Here is a 15,483-nt window from a genome sequence, read left to right on the forward strand (position 1 = left end):
TTTTAAAAAACTTGGCGCTATTGTAAATTGTGGCTGTGTCCACTCTAGCAAACACATCCCTCGAAACGGCTTACAAGCGCCGCGATCCGGCGGCCATGCTCAAGGCCGCTATGCACGAATGGGGCGGCGAGTCCGACCTGTGGATTTTTGGCTATGCGTCGCTGATCTGGCGGCCCGAGTTCGAATCCGCCGAAGACCGTTTTGCCACCCTGCATGGCTACCACCGCGCCCTGAAAATGTGGAGCCGCGTCAACCGCGGCACGCCCGAGCTGCCGGGCCTGGTGTTTGGCCTGCTGCCGGGCGGCAGTTGCAAGGGGGTGGCGTATCGCCTGCCGCAGGAGCGCGTGGCCGCCAGCCTGCCGGCCCTGTGGGAGCGGGAAATGCCCAACGCCGTCTATGACCCGAAGTGGCTGCGCTGCCGCACCGCGCAGGGCGATGTCAGGGCGCTGGCCTTCACCCTGTCCAAGCGCAGCCCCAACCACACCGGCGTGCTCAGCGAAGACCACTACCGGCAGATATTTTCCAGCGCCTGCGGCCGCTACGGCACGACGCGTGACTATGCGCAACTGACGTATGACAAACTGCGCACGCTGGGCATTGACGACCAGGCGCTCGGCAAGCTGCTGCAGCGGGTCAGCTGACCCTATACTTTGGCCATGTCCAGCCCCACCTCCATCGCCGACCTTCGCAAAAGCTACGAGCGCGCCGAACTCAATGAAGACGCTTCGCACGCCGACCCGCTGAATCAATTCGACCAGTGGCTCAATGAAGCCATTTCCGCGCAGGTGCCCGAACCCAATGCCATGACGCTGGCCACCGTGGCCAGCAACCTGCGCCCGTCCACCCGCGTGGTGCTGATCAAGGGCTTCGATGCGCAGGGCATCGTCTGGTACACCAACTACGCCAGCCGCAAGGGGCTGGAGCTGGCCGGCAATCCGTATGCCGCGCTGCAGTTCCACTGGGTCGAGCTGGAGCGCGTGGTGCGCATCGAAGGCGTGGTGGAAAAGGTGTCGGATGAAGAAAGCGATGCCTACTTCCACAGCCGCCCGCTGGACTCGCGCATCGGCGCTTGGGCCAGCCCGCAAAGCGAGGTGATTTCCGGCCGTGGCGTGCTGCTGGCCAATGCCGCAAAATTCGGCGCCAAGTTCATGCTGCAACCGCCGCGCCCGGCGCACTGGGGCGGCTACCGCCTCAAGCCCGACAACTGGCAGTTCTGGCAAGGCCGCAAGAGCCGCCTGCATGACCGCCTGCGCTACACCTTGCAGGGCGATGCCGGCTGGCTGCGCGAGCGACTGGCGCCCTAAATCCCTAAATCCCTGAATCGCCCAGCCGCTCGATGGCCTGGTGCTTCACCGCCTCAAGCGCTTCGGCGGTCACCCTGCCCTGCGCAATCTCGGCCAGCGGCACCAGCACGAAGGCCCGCTGCGTCATGCGCGGATGCGGCACGGTCAGCCGGGCGGATTCAATGCGCGCGCTGCCATACAGCAGCAGATCCAGGTCGAGGGTGCGCGGCGCATTGCGGTAAAGCCTTTCACGCCCGGCCTGCAATTCCAGCGCCTGCAAGGCATCGAGCAGCGCGGGCGCCGTCAGGCCGGTGTGCAGCGCCACGACCGCATTCAAATAATCATCGCCCGGCGCAGGCGATTCGCTGGCTGAATCGGTATCGAGCGGCGCAGTTTTGTAAAGGCTTGACGCCCGGCTGACGCGAGTCAGCGGCAACTGGTCCAGCGCCTTGACGGCCCGCTGCAGCGCTGCCGCGGCATCGCCCAGGTTGGCGCCCAGCGCGACATAAGCGGTCACCGTATCGCGCATGAAGCCGTTGCCTGCTCAGGAGTCGGAGGCCGGCGAAGGGTTCTGCGGCGCAGGCTGCGAGGCTTCGCCGGAGCCTTCCACCGCTCCGGCGCCGCCCACGGGCTTGCGGCGGCGCCGGCGTTTCTTGGCAGGTAGCGCCTCGCCTTCGGCTACGGGGAAAGCCTGCGCATCGAATGCGGGATTGGCGTTGTCAGGCGTTGCGGCTTCCGCATCGACCCGCTTGACCCGCACGCGCGGCGCGTGCGGCTTTTTGAGCTGCGACTCGCGAATCGCTTCGATCATGTCGTGGCGCTCGTCGTCGTAGGCGGTGCTGAATTTCTCCCACCATTCGCCCAGCGCCGGGTCGATCTCGCCAATCTGGCCGCGCAGGCGCAAGAAGTCAAAACCGGCGCGAAAGCGCGGCTGATCGAGCAGCGAATATGGCGCGTTGCCGACGCGCTTTTCAAAACGCGGCTGCATGGTCCAGATTTCGCGCATGTCGATGCCCAGCTTGCCGCGTCCCGAGACATCGCCGATCCTGGCGTTGAAGGCTTCGTCAATCGCATCCTGCAGCGCCGGCATGGCCGGTTCGTTGCGCTTGAGGCGCCGGTCCCAACCCTGGCGAACATCGGACCAGAGCACGCACGACAGCAAAAAGCTGGGCGCGACCGGCTTGCCCTCGCCGACCCGGCGGTCGGTGTCCTGCAGGGCCAACTTCAGGAAGGGGTCATCGGCCATTTCAACCACCACGTCGAGCAGCGGATAAATGCCGGTGCCCATGCCCAGTTCCTTGAGCTGCGCGATGCTGGCCAGCGAATGGCCGGTCTGCAGCAACTTCAGCATTTCATCGAACAGGCGCGACTGCGGCACGTCGGCCAGCAGGCCGCACATTTCCTTCAGCGGCGCCGAGGTTTTTTCCTCGAACTTGAAGCCCAGCGCATTGAGCTTGGCGCCAAACCGCACGGCGCGAATGATGCGCACCGGGTCTTCGCGGTAGCGCAGCGCCGGGTTGCCGATCATGCGGACGATTTTTTTCTTCGCATCGCCAATGCCGTTGTGGTAATCGACGACGATTTCAGTTTCCGGGTCGTAGTACATGGCGTTGATGGTGAAGTCGCGCCGCGCGGCGTCTTCTTCCATCGGCCCCCAGACGTTGTCGCGCAGCACGCGGCCCGAGCTATGGACGGCGTGCTTCATGCCGGCGAGTTCGCTCTTGCTGGTGCGCTCGTTGCCGCCGACCTGCTCGGCCAGGGCGTTGTCCATGTGGGCGCGGAAGGTCGAGACCTCGATCACCTCGTGCTCGCGGCCCCGGCCGTAAATCACGTGGACGATGCGAAAGCGCCGGCCAATGATGAAGGCCCGGCGGAACAGGGACTTGACCTGTTCGGGCGTGGCGTCGGTGGCCACGTCGAAATCCTTGGGCCGCAGGCCGACCAGCAAATCGCGCACAGCGCCGCCGACGATATAGGCCTGAAAACCCGCCTGCTTGAGGACATGCACCACATCCATGGCCCGCTCATCGACCAGCTTTGGGTTGATGCCGTGGTCCTTGACCTCGATGTCGTGGCGTTTGCCGAAGGGGGATTTTTTGACCCGCTTGGCGGCGGCTTCTGGGCTGTCGGTTTTTCCGAACAGCTTGTCTATGAATTTTTTGATCATGAAATTTAATGTTTTGAGGGGAGTTGTCGCTGCGTGGCAGCAAGCGTTGTCCCTGCCTGGTTCAGGTGGGTATGGGCCGCCGTTCACCGGCATTGTCCGGCGGCAAGCGCAATCCCTGACGCTTAAAACAGGTCAAGTATGCGCCATCCACGCTCAAGGGCCAGGGCGCGCAGGCGCGGGTCCGGGTTGGTAGCGACGGGGTCGGTGACCTTTTCCAGCAGCGCCAGGTCGTTCATCGAATCGGTGTAAAACGTGCTGTGCACATCGCCCCAGCCCAGGCTGCGGGCGGCCAGCCATTGTTCCATGCGCGTGACCTTGCCTTCTCTAGCCGACGGCGTGCCCCTGATCTCGCCGGTCAGGTGGCCTTGCGCATCGCGCTCCAGTTCGACCGCGATCAGCTCCGACACGCCGAAGGCATCGGCAATCGGACGCGTCACGAACTCGTTGGTCGCCGTCACGATGACCAACTCGTCGCCGGCCGCCCGGTGCTGCCCGACCAGTTCAAGCGCCTGGCTTTTGATGACTTTTTGCACGATCTCGCTCATGAACCGGGCGTGAGCAGCTATTGAATTGATAGTCCCCTGCTCGCGGATGGCCTGCGTGGCAAAACGCACATAGTCGTGAATGTCGAGCGTTCCGGCCCGGTATTGCTCAAAGAACTCGGCATTGCGGCGCTTGAATTCGGTCGCGTCACACCAGCCCAGCGCAATCGTGAATTCGCCCCATTCATAGTCGGAGTCAATCGGGATCAGGGTGTGGTCCAGATCGAACAATGCCAATTTAAGAGGCGCCTTTGGGCTTTTCTTGTCAGCTTCTACCCGCACGGTCATTCAGTCTCCAGCATGGTTTTGATCAGCGGGATGGTGATGGCCCGCTTGGTTTGCAGCGCGTAGCTGTCGAGTTTGTCGAGCAGTTGCATCAGGCTGCCCAGATCGCGCGAAAAGTGGGTCAGCATGAAGTCAGTCACTTCGTCACTGAGGGAAAAGCCGCGCGCGTCGGCTTCGCGCTTGATCACGGCGCGCCGCTCGTCATCGCTCAGTGCCTGCAAGGCAAACACATTTCCCCAGCCCAGGCGGGTCCGCAGGTCTTCGCGCAGCGGCAGGTCGGCGGGCGGCACGTTGCCGGCGGCCACCACCCAGCGCGGATGGCCGTCGTCGGTGCTCAGGGCATTGACGAACCAGTTGAAGGCGCTGCGCTGCTGCGCCGGGGTGTAGAGGTGGCAGTCGTCCATGATGACGGCGGACCAGGATTCGTTGAACTCGGGCGGCTCCAGCATGGACGCGTCCATCCAGCCGCTGGAGGCGCCCTGGTGGCGCAAGGCTTCGCCGACCGCCTTGAGCAGATGGGTCTTGCCGCTGGCTTCGTCGCCCCAGAGGTAGGTCGGCACCGGCGAATCCAGCGGACTTTGCGCCCACAGCGCCAGCTGCCTGACCGTCGCGTCATTCGGGCCGGCGAAGAAATTGGCAAACGAGGGGTCGGACGCCAGTCCGATGTCCAGCGCGAGTTGTTTCATGACGATCTTTACAGTGCTCATCCCTGGTTTAACGTGCCCATCATGCAACGAGCCTGCAAGCGGCGTTGCGCGACCCGCGCTGCAGTCAGGCGCCAGGTCACTGTGGGTTGTCGGGTAGAAGTAAGTTGCATGAAGCCTTGGAGAGGGCCGGCCTGAAAAGGGCCGGCGGAAAGCCACGGGTGTAGCCTTTAGAATCTCAGGCTTGATTCTATCGGGCTTGGCCGGCCTGTTTCAGCCCGCCGCTCCCGCCCACTCAAGCGCCTGCCTGGCGCTTTCCACTGCACTAAAAAGCCCTGACACCATGACCACTACCCCCCTTTCCTACAAAGACGCCGGCGTTGACATCGACGCGGGCGACGCCCTGGTTGAACGCATCAAGCCGCTGGCCAAAAAGACCATGCGCGAAGGCGTGCTGGCCGGCATCGGCGGCTTTGGCGCGCTGTTCGAGGTGCCCAAGCGCTACAAGGAACCGGTGCTGGTCAGCGGCACCGACGGCGTGGGCACCAAGCTCAAGCTGGCCTTTGAATGGAACATGCACGACACCGTCGGCATCGACCTGGTCGCCATGAGCGTCAACGACGTGCTGGTGCAAGGCGCCGAGCCACTGTTTTTCCTCGACTATTTCGCCTGCGGCAAGCTCGATGTGAACACCGCTGCAGCGGTGGTTGGCGGCATCGCCAAGGGCTGCGAGCTGAGCGGCTGCGCGCTGATCGGCGGCGAAACCGCTGAAATGCCCGGCATGTACCCGTCCGGCGAATACGACCTGGCCGGTTTTGCCGTCGGCGCGGTGGAAAAATCCAAAATCCTGACCGGCAAGGACGTGACCCCCGGCGACGTGGTGCTCGGCCTGGCTTCAAGCGGCGTGCATTCCAATGGTTTCAGCCTGGTGCGCAAGTGCATCGAGCGCGCCGAAGCCGCCGGTACCGTTCCCGCCACGCTGGACGGCCAGCCGTTCAAGCAGGCGCTGATGGCCCCTACCCGTCTCTACGTGAAAAACGTGCTGGCCGCGCTGGCCGCGCACCCGATCAAGGCGCTGGCCCACATCACCGGCGGCGGCCTGCTGGAAAACATTCCCCGCGTGCTGCCCGAAGGCACGGCCGCGCACCTGACCAAAGGCAGCTGGCCGCAGACCGAGCTGTTTGCCTGGCTGCAGGCGACTGCCGCGATTTCTGATTTTGAAATGAACCGCACGTTCAACAACGGCATCGGCATGGTGGTGGTGATCGACGCGGCCAGCGCTGGCGCCTGCGCCGCCATGCTGCGGGAAGCGGGCGAGACGGTCTATGAGATTGGCGTGATTGCGGCGCGTGGTGAAGGTGCCAGCGTTACCGTGGGCTGAAAAATCTCAGGCTGGCGCTCGTGACGACAGTGCAAATTCATTCGCCAGAACGGGGGAATGGAAATGTTGCAATGCAAGACCTGAGACTCCAATGCTCTGCTTTACTGGACGCACAAAGACTGGCCCTGAAGGCCAGCCTGGCCGTGATGCGCGAATACTAATGCTTTACGGATGCTTTAGTGGCGGGTACGCAAATGGATGTGCAGCTGCTCCAGAAGTTTGGGTGGTGAAGGCGCAGACGGCTGTGGCTGTAGAGAGGGCTTCATTCGCTAAATTTTAGGTTTGCCTAACGCTTTGACCACCGAAAAAATCATTGCTACGAAAAGAAAACCGCGAAATTATTGCAAGGCTTAGATTGTAAGTTTTGTTAATATTCAGTCGTCTAATTTACGTTAAGGCTCATAAAACGTCATCGTTACGCGGAAGGGTTTCAGATGTTCGGCTGGTTCACCAAGAAGACTGATCTCGAAGCCTTTTGCGCGTCACTGACGTTCGCGAAGGCGACAGCCCAGCTTGAAGGAAGCGAGAATGAAGACGGTTTGCGTCGCTCACTTGCTTTACTGCTTTTGCACACTGCCCACCACTTCTGGGAATCATTGACCGAGAGTCGCGAGTTGAAAACCTATGTGCGAAAGACCAGCGCTGACGTCGTCATGTTCGAGACTTTGGTCTATGTTTGGAGCCACTTGTCATCTGAGATGGAACAAGCCCTCGAAAACTCCGGACTCGACGAAGACGACCCGCTCTCCCAGGCCGTGACGGATAGCTTGCACATTTCAATGTCCTTCTTAAAGAAGTACTTGCCAGAGTTCGAGCCGCAAGCCGTTCTCAAAGCTAGTGTCGCGTCATGAGCTATGTGACGTGGACAATGGGGGATGGAACATTACAAAGTCACGTTATCCGAGCCAGAAAGAGCCGAGCTGCAGGGCATTGCAGGCAAAGGCACCCACGCAGCGTCCAAAGTCATCAATGCCTTGATACTGCTCAACTGTGACCAATCAGGAGGGCGAACCGAACGCGCTCGCACGTGTGACATCGCAACCATGCTGTGCGTGAGTGAGCGCAAGGTGGACCGCATCAAGAAGAAGTTTGTCCTCGAAGGCCTGGACCTCACGCTGAACCGCCAGCCCTCCAGGTGCGAGTACGACCTGAAGATCGATGGCCGCCTGGAGGCGCAGCTGCTGGCGCTGAGTTGCTCGGCGCCGCCCGAAGGCCAGGCCCGCTGGTCGCTACGGCTGCTGGCTGACCGGCTGGTCGAACTGGAATATATCGACACCGTGTCCCATGAGACGGTGCGGCGGGCTCTCAAAAAAACGAACTCAAACCCTGGAGGAAAGTCGGCTGGGTGATCGCGCCGCCAGCGAGCGCCGCCTTCGTGGCCGCCATGGAAAAGGTGCTGGACATCTACAGCCGCCCTATGGACGCGAAGCACCCCGTGGTGTGCATGGATGAGACGCCTCGCCAGCTCATTCGCGAGACCCGCGAGCCTATTGCAGCGGCGCCCGGGCGGCCCGAGCGCCATGACTACGAATACGAACGCTGCGGCGTGTGCAACGTGTTCATGGCTAGCGAGCCGCTGGCCGGGCGGCGCCTAACCAAGGTCACTGAGCGGCGGACCAAAACGGACTGGGCGGTGTTCGTGCAGGACATTGCCGCCAGCTACCCCGACGCCGAGCGCATCACACTCGTGATGGACAACCTCAACACCCACACCCCGGGCTCACTGTACGAGGCGTTTTCCCCCGAGCAGGCCAAGGCGCTGTGGGACCGCTTCGAGTTCGTCTACACGCCCAAGCACGGCAGCTGGCTGAACATGGCCGAGATCGAAATCAACGTTATGGTGGATCAGTGCCTGAGCCGGCGCATCGACAGCATCGAGACCGTGCGCAGCGAAGTCGCTGCCTGGCAGGCCCGCCGCGACAACCTTCAGGCCAAAGTCAACTGGCAATTCACAACCAAGGATGCCCGCATCAAGCTAAAACGCCTTTACCCGACAACTTCCTCATGACGAGACACTAGGCTCTACCCGCAGGATGGTTTGAAGTCCATGGAAAAGTATCTCGGCCACCTGCTCTCCTCCTTCGGCCAAAAACTTCCTACAGCACGCGGTCAAGGGAATGGTGAACTGAGTTCAGATCTACCGACTCAACTCCACTTGATGGCGCATGTTGGCCCATTCACAACGGCTTATCTACCGGGCGTGACAGAGTCAATGAACCGCATGGCAGCGCTTGTTCTGGAGCGTCGAGAATGAGCCCTAATCGGATAAGCAACGGCTTCTAACCATCGCTCCCCACACCACCCACCGTGCGGGTCCGCAGTGGGTGTGGTTCAACAAGTTGGCGCGCTCGACGAAGATTTTCTTTTCCCCTTTACCGTATAGCCCTGGGCCTTGCACCACAGGTCTTTCACACTGAGCAAGCCTTACTCCTGCACCCACGCGTTGTTCAGTCCCTGCTGCATTCGCCACGCTGCCGGAGCGCAACAGCGCCATGGCGCAGGCCTACGCCACCGGCAGCTAACAGCCTCAAGGAAATCGCCCAGGCCTTCGGCCTGCGCTGTACTGGCATGGACTACAGGGACATTTCATGCGAACCTGACGCCGCTCCCGACGTGCTACCCATTTGATTGACAACATATACCAGTTAAAGTATATTTCCACCCATGCCCAGTAACGAAAAACCGCTCGAATGGATCGGCAGCAGCCACAAGGACTTGATGACACTGCCAGCGGATGTACGGCGGTTTTTCGGTTTTGCCTTGTCATTGGCACAAGCCGGTGATCGGCACGACGCGGCCAAGGTGCTCAAAGGCTTTGGTGGTGCCGGGGTTCTTGAGGTGGTGGAAGACGATGTTGGCGGCACCTACCGCGCCGTGTACACCGTGAAGTTTGCACAAGCAGTGTTCGTCCTCCACTGCTTCCAGAAGAAAAGCAAGCGCGGCATTGCCACGCCAAAGGAAGAGATGGACATTATTCACGCTAGGCTCAAAGTGGCTGAGGCATTTGCAAAGGAGTTGCGAAATGAAAAAACGACTCATTGACGGGATCGAAGTACAACAGGGTTCGGGCAACGTCTATGCCGATCTGGGTCTGCCAGACGCGGAAAAGCTCAAGATCAAAACCGGCTTGGTGATCGAAATCAGAAAAGCCATGCGCAGCCTTGGCCTGACGCAGCAAGAAGCGGCCAAGCGCATGGGCATCACTCAACCCAAGGTGTCCGGCATGATGCGCGGTGACTTCGCCAACCTTTCGGAGCGCAAGCTAATGGACTGCCTGACACGGCTGGGCTACGACATCGAGATCAGCGTGCGCCCCGCCAAGGCAGCGCTTGGGCATCTGGTGCTTGCCTCTGCGTAAGGTGTTCATGGGTGTCATGTGTTCACTGCTGTTACGGCTATTTATGGCTATGTTTGCTGCCCCGCGCCTGATGCGCGAACTTGTCCAGCAAGGCACGGGCCGTGGCACCTGGTACAGCCCCGCGACGCAAAACGCATAAGCCACCCGCGCTGGCGGCCGCTGGCGAAGATAACCAGGCCAATCACCCATGACCCAACCCGCCAGCCCCGCACCCCGCCTCCCCGCCGCCATCTGGGCGCTAGGCTTTGTCAGCTTGCTGATGGACATTTCCTCCGAGATGATTCACAGCCTGCTGCCGGTGTTCATGGTCACGGTGCTGGGAACGAGCGTCTGGGCCGTCGGGCTGATCGAAGGCGCTGCCGAGGCGACGGCGCTGATCGTCAAGGTGTTTTCGGGCGTGCTCAGCGACTACTGGGGCAAGCGCAAGCCGCTGGCGGTGCTGGGCTACGGGCTGGGCGCCGCCTCCAAACCGCTGTTTGCGCTGGCGTCCACGACCGGCATGGTGCTGGCCGCGCGGCTAATCGACCGTGTCGGCAAGGGCATTCGCGGCGCGCCGCGCGATGCGCTGGTGGCCGACCTGGCGCCGCCCGGCATGCGCGGCGCGGCGTTCGGGCTGCGCCAGTCGCTCGACACCGTGGGCGCGTTCATCGGCCCGCTGCTGGCGATGGGCCTGATGCTGCTCTGGGCGAATGACTTCCGGGCGATTTTCTGGGTGGCGATGGTGCCCGGCTTCATGGCGGTGGCCTTGCTGCTGCTGGGCGTGCAGGAGCCTGCGCCGGCCGGACCTGTGCCCGCCGCCAGGCCCAACCCGATCAGCCGGGACAACCTGCGGCGGCTGGGCAGCGCCTACTGGCGCGTGGTCTTCATCGGCGCGCTGTTCACGCTGGCGCGCTTCAGCGAGGCTTTTCTGGTGCTGCGGGCCTTGCAGGGCGGAATGCCGGTGGCCTGGACGCCGCTGGTGCTGATCGGCATGAACGTCGTCTATGCCCTGGGCGCCTACCCGTTCGGGAAACTGTCGGATTCCGTCAGCCACACCGCCCTGCTGGCCTGGGGTCTGGTGGTGCTGATTGCCGCCGATGCCGTGCTGGCCACCAGCAGCCACTGGACCTGGGTGGCCGCCGGCATTGCGCTCTGGGGGCTGCACATGGCGATGACGCAGGGCTTGCTCGCCACCATGGTCGCCCAGGTCGCGCCGCCCGACTTGCGCGGCACGGCCTTTGGTTTTTTCAACCTCATGAGCGGCCTGGCAATGCTGCTGGCCAGCACCGTGGCGGGCGTGCTGTGGGACCAGCTGGGCGCGCCCGCCACCTTTGTCACCGGCGCCGTGTTCAGCCTGGCGGCGCTGGCGCTGCTGTGGCACTGGCGCGGCATGCATCGGTAATGCTCTGCTAAAGATAGCTGTTTAGGCACGCTGGTATTGCGCAAAAGGCTTATTTCATTGATTTTTTGATGGACTGGCAACCGATTGCCAGCCGATGCTCGGATGAATGTCCTGATTTGATCGAGACTTGTCCGTCCCGGGCCGGACCCCGCCTTGCGGCGCCGCAAGAATAAGGACTTTAACCTCTGCTACAAAGGAGCCCTTGTGATGAACAGCTGTCTGATTGTGATTGATGCGCAGGAATCGTTTCGCCATCGCCCGTATTTCACCGAGCGCGATTTGCCGGCCTACCTGGCGGCGCAGAACGCGCTGATCGAAGGCTGCGCGGCGCGCGGTTTGCCCATCGTGCGCGTGCTGCATGCCGATGGCCCGAAAACCGCCAGCAACCCGTTTGCGCTCGAATCGGGCCATGTCGCGCCGCTGGCGGGACTGGCGGATTTCGCTCCAGCCGCCAGCTTCATCAAGAGCCGGCACAGCGCGCTCGTCGGCACCGGGCTGGACGTGTGGCTGACGCAACACGGCATCGGGCGGCTGATCATCAGCGGCATCCGCACCGAGCAATGCTGCGAAACCACCACGCGCCATGCGTCGGACCTGGGCTGGAGCGTGGACTACGTGCCGGACGCCACGCTGACCTGGGACATGGCGCACATGGATGGCAGCGTGCTGCAAGCCGCCGACATCAAGGCGCGCACGGCCGCCGTGCTGAAAGACCGCTTCGCCGCCATCTGCAGCGTGCCAGAGGCGCTGGACCGTGCATGAAGCCAGCGGACATTCCCGCCTCCAGCCCACCCATCCAGGTGCTGTTTGCCCTGCTGCCCGACAGCCTGGTGCTGGACTGGGCCGGGCCGGCGGAGGCCTTGCGCATCGCCAACCAGCTGCTGCGGGGCCAGGGCTTGCCGCCGCGCTTCGAGCTGCATTTCGTCAGCCCCGAGCGTGATTCGGTCAGCTCGGTCGGCTTGATGCTGACCGGCCTGGCGCCCCTGCCCGACACGCTGCCCGAACCCTGCTGGGTCGTGCTGGTCGGCCTGCCGGGGCGGGACATCCCGGTGGCCTCAAGACCCGCCAGGGCGCTGATCCACTGGCTGCGCGGCCTGCGCCTGGTGCCGCACGCGCTGGAACTGGTCACCATCTGCGCGGGCTCGGTGCTGGCGGCGCATGCCGGGCTGCTGGCCGGGCGGCGCGCCACGACGCATCACCATCACCTGCAGGAGTTGCAGGCGGTGGAGTCCGCCTGCCAGGTCATCGCCAACCGGGTCTTCGTGGAAGATGCGCCGGTGTACAGCAGCGCGGGCGTGACCACCGGCATCGACCTGATGCTGCAGCGCATCGGCACGCTGTGCGGCCCGGCGCTGGCCGCGCAGGTGGCGCAAACCATGGTGGTGGCGCTGCGCCGGGGGCCGCATGACCCGGAACTCTCGCCCTTCCTGGCCTACCGCAACCACATGCATCCGGGTTTGCACCGGGTGCAGGACGCCGTCAGCCAGCAGCCGGCCGGGAACTGGTCGGTGCCGGCCATGGCGGACATTGCCCATGCTTCCGCGCGCCACCTGACGCGCCTGTTCATCGGGCATGCCGGCATCGCGCCGCTGCAATACCTGCGCCGCATCCGCCTGGCGGTGGCGCAAACGGCCCTGCAGTCGGGCCGCAACGTGACGCAGGCGGCGGAAATGGCGGGATTCAGCTCGGATACGCAGTTGCGCCGGGCCTGGCATCAGTTTGACCTGGCGGGCACGCCTTCGGACTTGAATCAGCTATCGAATAAATAGCTGCTATCGCCCTGTGTGACTGCGCAAAAGCCCGATTTCCCTTGCAATCAATGGCTGGAGCGGCGCAACTGGGCCACGCGTTCGGCGATGGCGTCGATGTCGAGCGCATCGTCGGCATGCGCCAGGTAGGTTTCCAGGTCGGCGACCGCATAGGCCACGTCGCCCTGCGCGGCCCAGGCCAGGCCCCGGTCGCGGTATTCGGTCCAGGCATCGGGCTGCAGCACGATCAGGCGGTCCTGCACGGCAATCAGGCGCGGCCAGTCTTCCTGGGTCTTGTGGATTTCCTGCAGGTTGCGCAGCATGCGGCTGATGATGTCGCGGGGCGGCGCGGACTGCAGGTACAGCCCCATCGGCACCTCGAACTCGTCGCTGATGCCGCTGCGCTGCCGGAAAGGCTCCAGCCGCTCGGCCAGTTCCTCGCGGCTCAATGACTGGCCGTTGAACGGGTCGATCACCACCTGGCCCTTGGGCAGGTTGACCTTGACCATGAAATGCCCCGGAAAAGCCACGCCGCGCGCGTTCAGCCCCAGGCCCACCGCCAGCTCCAGCCACAGCACGGCGAGCGTGATCGGAATGCCGCGCCGCGTGCGCAGCACCGTGTTCAGGTAGCTGTTGTCGGGGTCGTAGTAGTCGTTGATGTTGCCGCCAAAGCCCAGATCTCGGAAAAAGAACTGGTTCAGCGTGCGCAGGCGCTGCAGCTCGGGGGCGTCGCTGGGCAGGCGGCGCTTGAGGCGGGCCAGCAACTGATCGACATCGCCCAGAACCTGCTCCACATCCAGGTCGGGATATTCGTCCTGCGCCAGGCTGACGGCGGCTTCCAGCAAGGGAAACTGCGCATCGCTTTGCACGAGGCTTGAAAAATATTGCAGCGGAGACGGGACGGCCAGATTTAATTGCATGGCGCTACTTTCTCACAATCTGGCACAACATGTGTATCAGCAAATGCACTCGCACTTGCGTTTCGTCAAGCGGGCACAAATCCGGCCTTCGGAATCAGCGCTTGAGCAACTGGCGCAGTTTCAGCCCGGACATCCATAGCACTACAAAATAAATAGCACCTGAAGCACACAGGACAAGCGCAAGCAGCCAAATTCGCTCAAAATACTGGTGCCTCAGGCCAATCCAGTTCACGGCAGCGGCCGCCCAGAGCAGAAACACCGCCAGCAGCGCGCTGGCGGAAAAAACCCGCAGCCCAAACAAAACCCAGCCCGGCGCCGGCGTGTAGCTGCCGCGCCGGATCAGGCCAATCAGCAGCGCCAGCGCATTGATCAGCGCGCCGATGCCAATCGCCAGCGCCAGCCCGGCATGCTGAAAATACGGCACCAGCGCCAGGTTGAGCAACTGGGTGATCACCAGCACGACCACGGCGATCTTCACCGGCGTCTTGATGTTCTGGCTGGCATAAAAACCCGGTGCCAGCACCTTGATGGCGACCAGTCCGAGCAGCCCGGCTCCGTAGCCCATCAGCGCATGGGTGGTCTGCTGCACGTCGCGATCGGTGAAGGCGCCGTAGTGGTAGAGCGTGGCGACCAGCGGCTCGGAAAACGTCAGCAGCGCCACCGCGCAGGGCATGGCCAGCAGCACGACGATGCGCAGGCCCCAGTCGAGCATGGCCGAATACCGGGCGCCATCGCCCGCCCCTTTGGCGGCCGCCAGCTGCGGCGTCAGCACCACGCCGATGGCCACGCCCAGCATGGCGGTCGGAAATTCCATCAGGCGGTCGGCGTAGGTGAGCCAGCTGACACTGCCGGGCGCCAGGTGCGAAGCGATCTGGGTGTTGATGAGCAGCGAGATCTGCGCGACGCTCACGCCCAGCAGGGCCGGCGCCATCAGTCTGGCGATGTTCTTGGTGGCCGGGTCGGCCCATGCGTCCTTCACCGCCGACCATGTGAACCGGATGTTCGGCAGCAGGCCGAGCCTCAAGAGCGCCGGCACCTGCACGCCGAGCTGCAGCACCCCGCCCAGCATCACGCCGACGCCCAGCGCATACACCGGCTCGATGCCCAGCGACTTGAACCACGGCGCGCCCAGCCAGGCGGCGCCGATCATCGACACATTGAGCAGCACGGGCGTGGCGGCCGGCACGGCAAAACGCCGCCAGGTGTTGAGCACGCCCGACGACAGCGCCACCAGCGACATGAAGGCGATGTACGGAAACATCCAGCGCGTCATGAACACCGCCGCCGCATAGCCGCGCGGCTCCTGCTGCAGGCCGCTGGCCATCGCCCAGACCAGCAGCGGCGCCGCCGCCACGCCGACGGCGCAGGTCAGCAGCAGTATCCAGGTCAGCAGCGTGGCGACCCGGTCGATCAGCCGCTTGGTGTCGGCGTCGCCATACTGCGCCTTGTTGGCCGCCAGCACCGGCACGAAGGCCTGGCTGAACGCTCCCTCGGCAAACAGGCGGCGAAACAGGTTGGGAATTCGGAAGGCCACATTGAAGGCGTCCGTCATGGCGCTGGCGCCAAACGACGAGGCAATCAGCAACTCCCGCACGAGGCCGGAGACGCGGGAAAGCAATGTGAACAGGGAAACGGTGGAGGCGGATTTGAAAAGTGACACGGCAGGAGTTTATTCGCTGGCGCCGGGCGTCCCGGCAAAGCTGAAATGACCGGCAGCTTGTGCGCCATCGCAAGGTGTTGAGAATTGTCAATGGACCGGCAGGTCGTTCATATA

17 protein-coding genes are annotated in these 15,483 nt (G+C 63.1%); 11 read left to right on the top strand and 6 right to left on the bottom strand.

Annotated features, from left to right (window positions below):
* Positions 1-29: 29 nt before the first annotated feature.
* Both PNAP_RS14945 and pdxH read left to right on the top strand, forming a co-directional pair.
* Positions 30-641 (top strand): gamma-glutamylcyclotransferase, encoded by a 612-nt coding sequence (locus PNAP_RS14945; protein WP_011802361.1) that lies wholly within the window; start codon positions 30-32, stop codon positions 639-641.
* Between the two features lie 15 nt (positions 642-656).
* Positions 657-1,304, top strand: coding sequence for a pyridoxamine 5'-phosphate oxidase (gene pdxH / locus PNAP_RS14950; protein WP_011802362.1), 648 nt, complete (start codon positions 657-659; stop codon positions 1,302-1,304).
* Between the two features lie 4 nt (positions 1,305-1,308).
* On the opposite strand, the gene folK is transcribed toward pdxH, so the two are convergent.
* The 4 genes from folK to hda form a co-directional block, all read right to left on the bottom strand.
* Entirely contained in the window at positions 1,309-1,812 is a 504-nt protein-coding gene (folK, locus tag PNAP_RS14955; protein WP_011802363.1) for a 2-amino-4-hydroxy-6-hydroxymethyldihydropteridine diphosphokinase, read from the bottom strand.
* Between the two features lie 15 nt (positions 1,813-1,827).
* A complete protein-coding gene (gene pcnB, locus PNAP_RS14960) occupies positions 1,828-3,450 on the bottom strand; it encodes a polynucleotide adenylyltransferase PcnB (RefSeq protein WP_011802364.1) in 1,623 nt (540 codons plus the stop codon).
* Between the two features lie 122 nt (positions 3,451-3,572).
* Positions 3,573-4,280 carry an HAD family hydrolase gene (locus PNAP_RS14965; RefSeq protein WP_011802365.1) on the bottom strand — a complete coding sequence of 236 codons (708 nt, stop codon included), beginning with the start codon at positions 4,278-4,280 and terminating at the stop codon, positions 3,573-3,575.
* Complete coding sequence (gene hda / locus PNAP_RS14970) at positions 4,277-4,963, bottom strand: DnaA regulatory inactivator Hda (RefSeq protein WP_041377320.1); 687 nt, start codon at positions 4,961-4,963, stop codon at positions 4,277-4,279. The genes PNAP_RS14965 and hda overlap by 4 nt, the downstream gene beginning before the upstream one ends.
* Before the next feature lie 301 nt (positions 4,964-5,264).
* On the opposite strand from hda, the gene purM reads away from it, so the two are divergent.
* From purM to PNAP_RS15015, 9 genes are all read left to right on the top strand, one after another.
* Complete coding sequence (purM, locus tag PNAP_RS14975) at positions 5,265-6,302, top strand: phosphoribosylformylglycinamidine cyclo-ligase (RefSeq protein ID WP_011802367.1); 1,038 nt, start codon at positions 5,265-5,267, stop codon at positions 6,300-6,302.
* Between the two features lie 434 nt (positions 6,303-6,736).
* Positions 6,737-7,153, top strand: a complete 417-nt coding sequence (locus tag PNAP_RS14980; protein ID WP_011802368.1) for a hypothetical protein — start codon at positions 6,737-6,739, stop codon at positions 7,151-7,153.
* A 24-nt stretch (positions 7,154-7,177) separates the two neighbouring features.
* Positions 7,178-8,310 (top strand): IS630 family transposase gene (locus tag PNAP_RS25755; RefSeq protein WP_086000545.1). Its coding sequence is split into 2 segments (ribosomal slippage): positions 7,178-7,610 and positions 7,610-8,310, totalling 1,134 coding nucleotides; the frame shifts between segments, so codons are not numbered across the junction.
* Positions 8,311-8,349: 39 nt separating this feature from the next.
* A complete protein-coding gene (locus PNAP_RS27075; protein ID WP_157040300.1) occupies positions 8,350-8,556 on the top strand; it encodes a hypothetical protein in 207 nt (68 codons plus the stop codon).
* A 410-nt stretch (positions 8,557-8,966) separates the two neighbouring features.
* Positions 8,967-9,344 carry a type II toxin-antitoxin system RelE/ParE family toxin gene (locus PNAP_RS14995; RefSeq protein WP_011802369.1) on the top strand — a complete coding sequence of 126 codons (378 nt, stop codon included), beginning with the start codon at positions 8,967-8,969 and terminating at the stop codon, positions 9,342-9,344.
* Positions 9,325-9,660, top strand: coding sequence for a helix-turn-helix domain-containing protein (locus PNAP_RS15000; protein WP_011802370.1), 336 nt, complete (start codon positions 9,325-9,327; stop codon positions 9,658-9,660). The genes PNAP_RS14995 and PNAP_RS15000 overlap by 20 nt, the downstream gene beginning before the upstream one ends.
* Positions 9,661-9,847: 187 nt before the next feature.
* Positions 9,848-11,041 carry an MFS transporter gene (locus tag PNAP_RS15005; protein ID WP_011802371.1) on the top strand — a complete coding sequence of 398 codons (1,194 nt, stop codon included), beginning with the start codon at positions 9,848-9,850 and terminating at the stop codon, positions 11,039-11,041.
* A gap of 207 nt (positions 11,042-11,248) precedes the next feature.
* The gene (locus tag PNAP_RS15010; protein ID WP_041376739.1) at positions 11,249-11,803 is read left to right on the top strand and encodes a cysteine hydrolase family protein; all 555 of its coding nucleotides are present in this window, start codon (positions 11,249-11,251) and stop codon (positions 11,801-11,803) included.
* Complete coding sequence (locus PNAP_RS15015) at positions 11,800-12,810, top strand: GlxA family transcriptional regulator (protein WP_011802373.1); 1,011 nt, start codon at positions 11,800-11,802, stop codon at positions 12,808-12,810. Before PNAP_RS15010 ends, PNAP_RS15015 begins: the two co-directional genes overlap by 4 nt.
* A 47-nt stretch (positions 12,811-12,857) precedes the next feature.
* Here PNAP_RS15015 and PNAP_RS15020 read toward each other — a convergent pair whose 3' ends face one another.
* Entirely contained in the window at positions 12,858-13,709 is an 852-nt protein-coding gene (locus tag PNAP_RS15020; RefSeq protein WP_011802374.1) for a SirB1 family protein, read from the bottom strand.
* A gap of 94 nt (positions 13,710-13,803) precedes the next feature.
* Positions 13,804-15,369 carry a murein biosynthesis integral membrane protein MurJ gene (gene murJ, locus PNAP_RS15025; protein WP_011802375.1) on the bottom strand — a complete coding sequence of 522 codons (1,566 nt, stop codon included), beginning with the start codon at positions 15,367-15,369 and terminating at the stop codon, positions 13,804-13,806.
* Between the last annotated feature and the right edge of the window lie 114 nt (positions 15,370-15,483).

This window comes from Polaromonas naphthalenivorans CJ2 (genome assembly GCF_000015505.1).
GTDB lineage: Bacteria > Pseudomonadota > Gammaproteobacteria > Burkholderiales > Burkholderiaceae_C > Polaromonas > Polaromonas naphthalenivorans.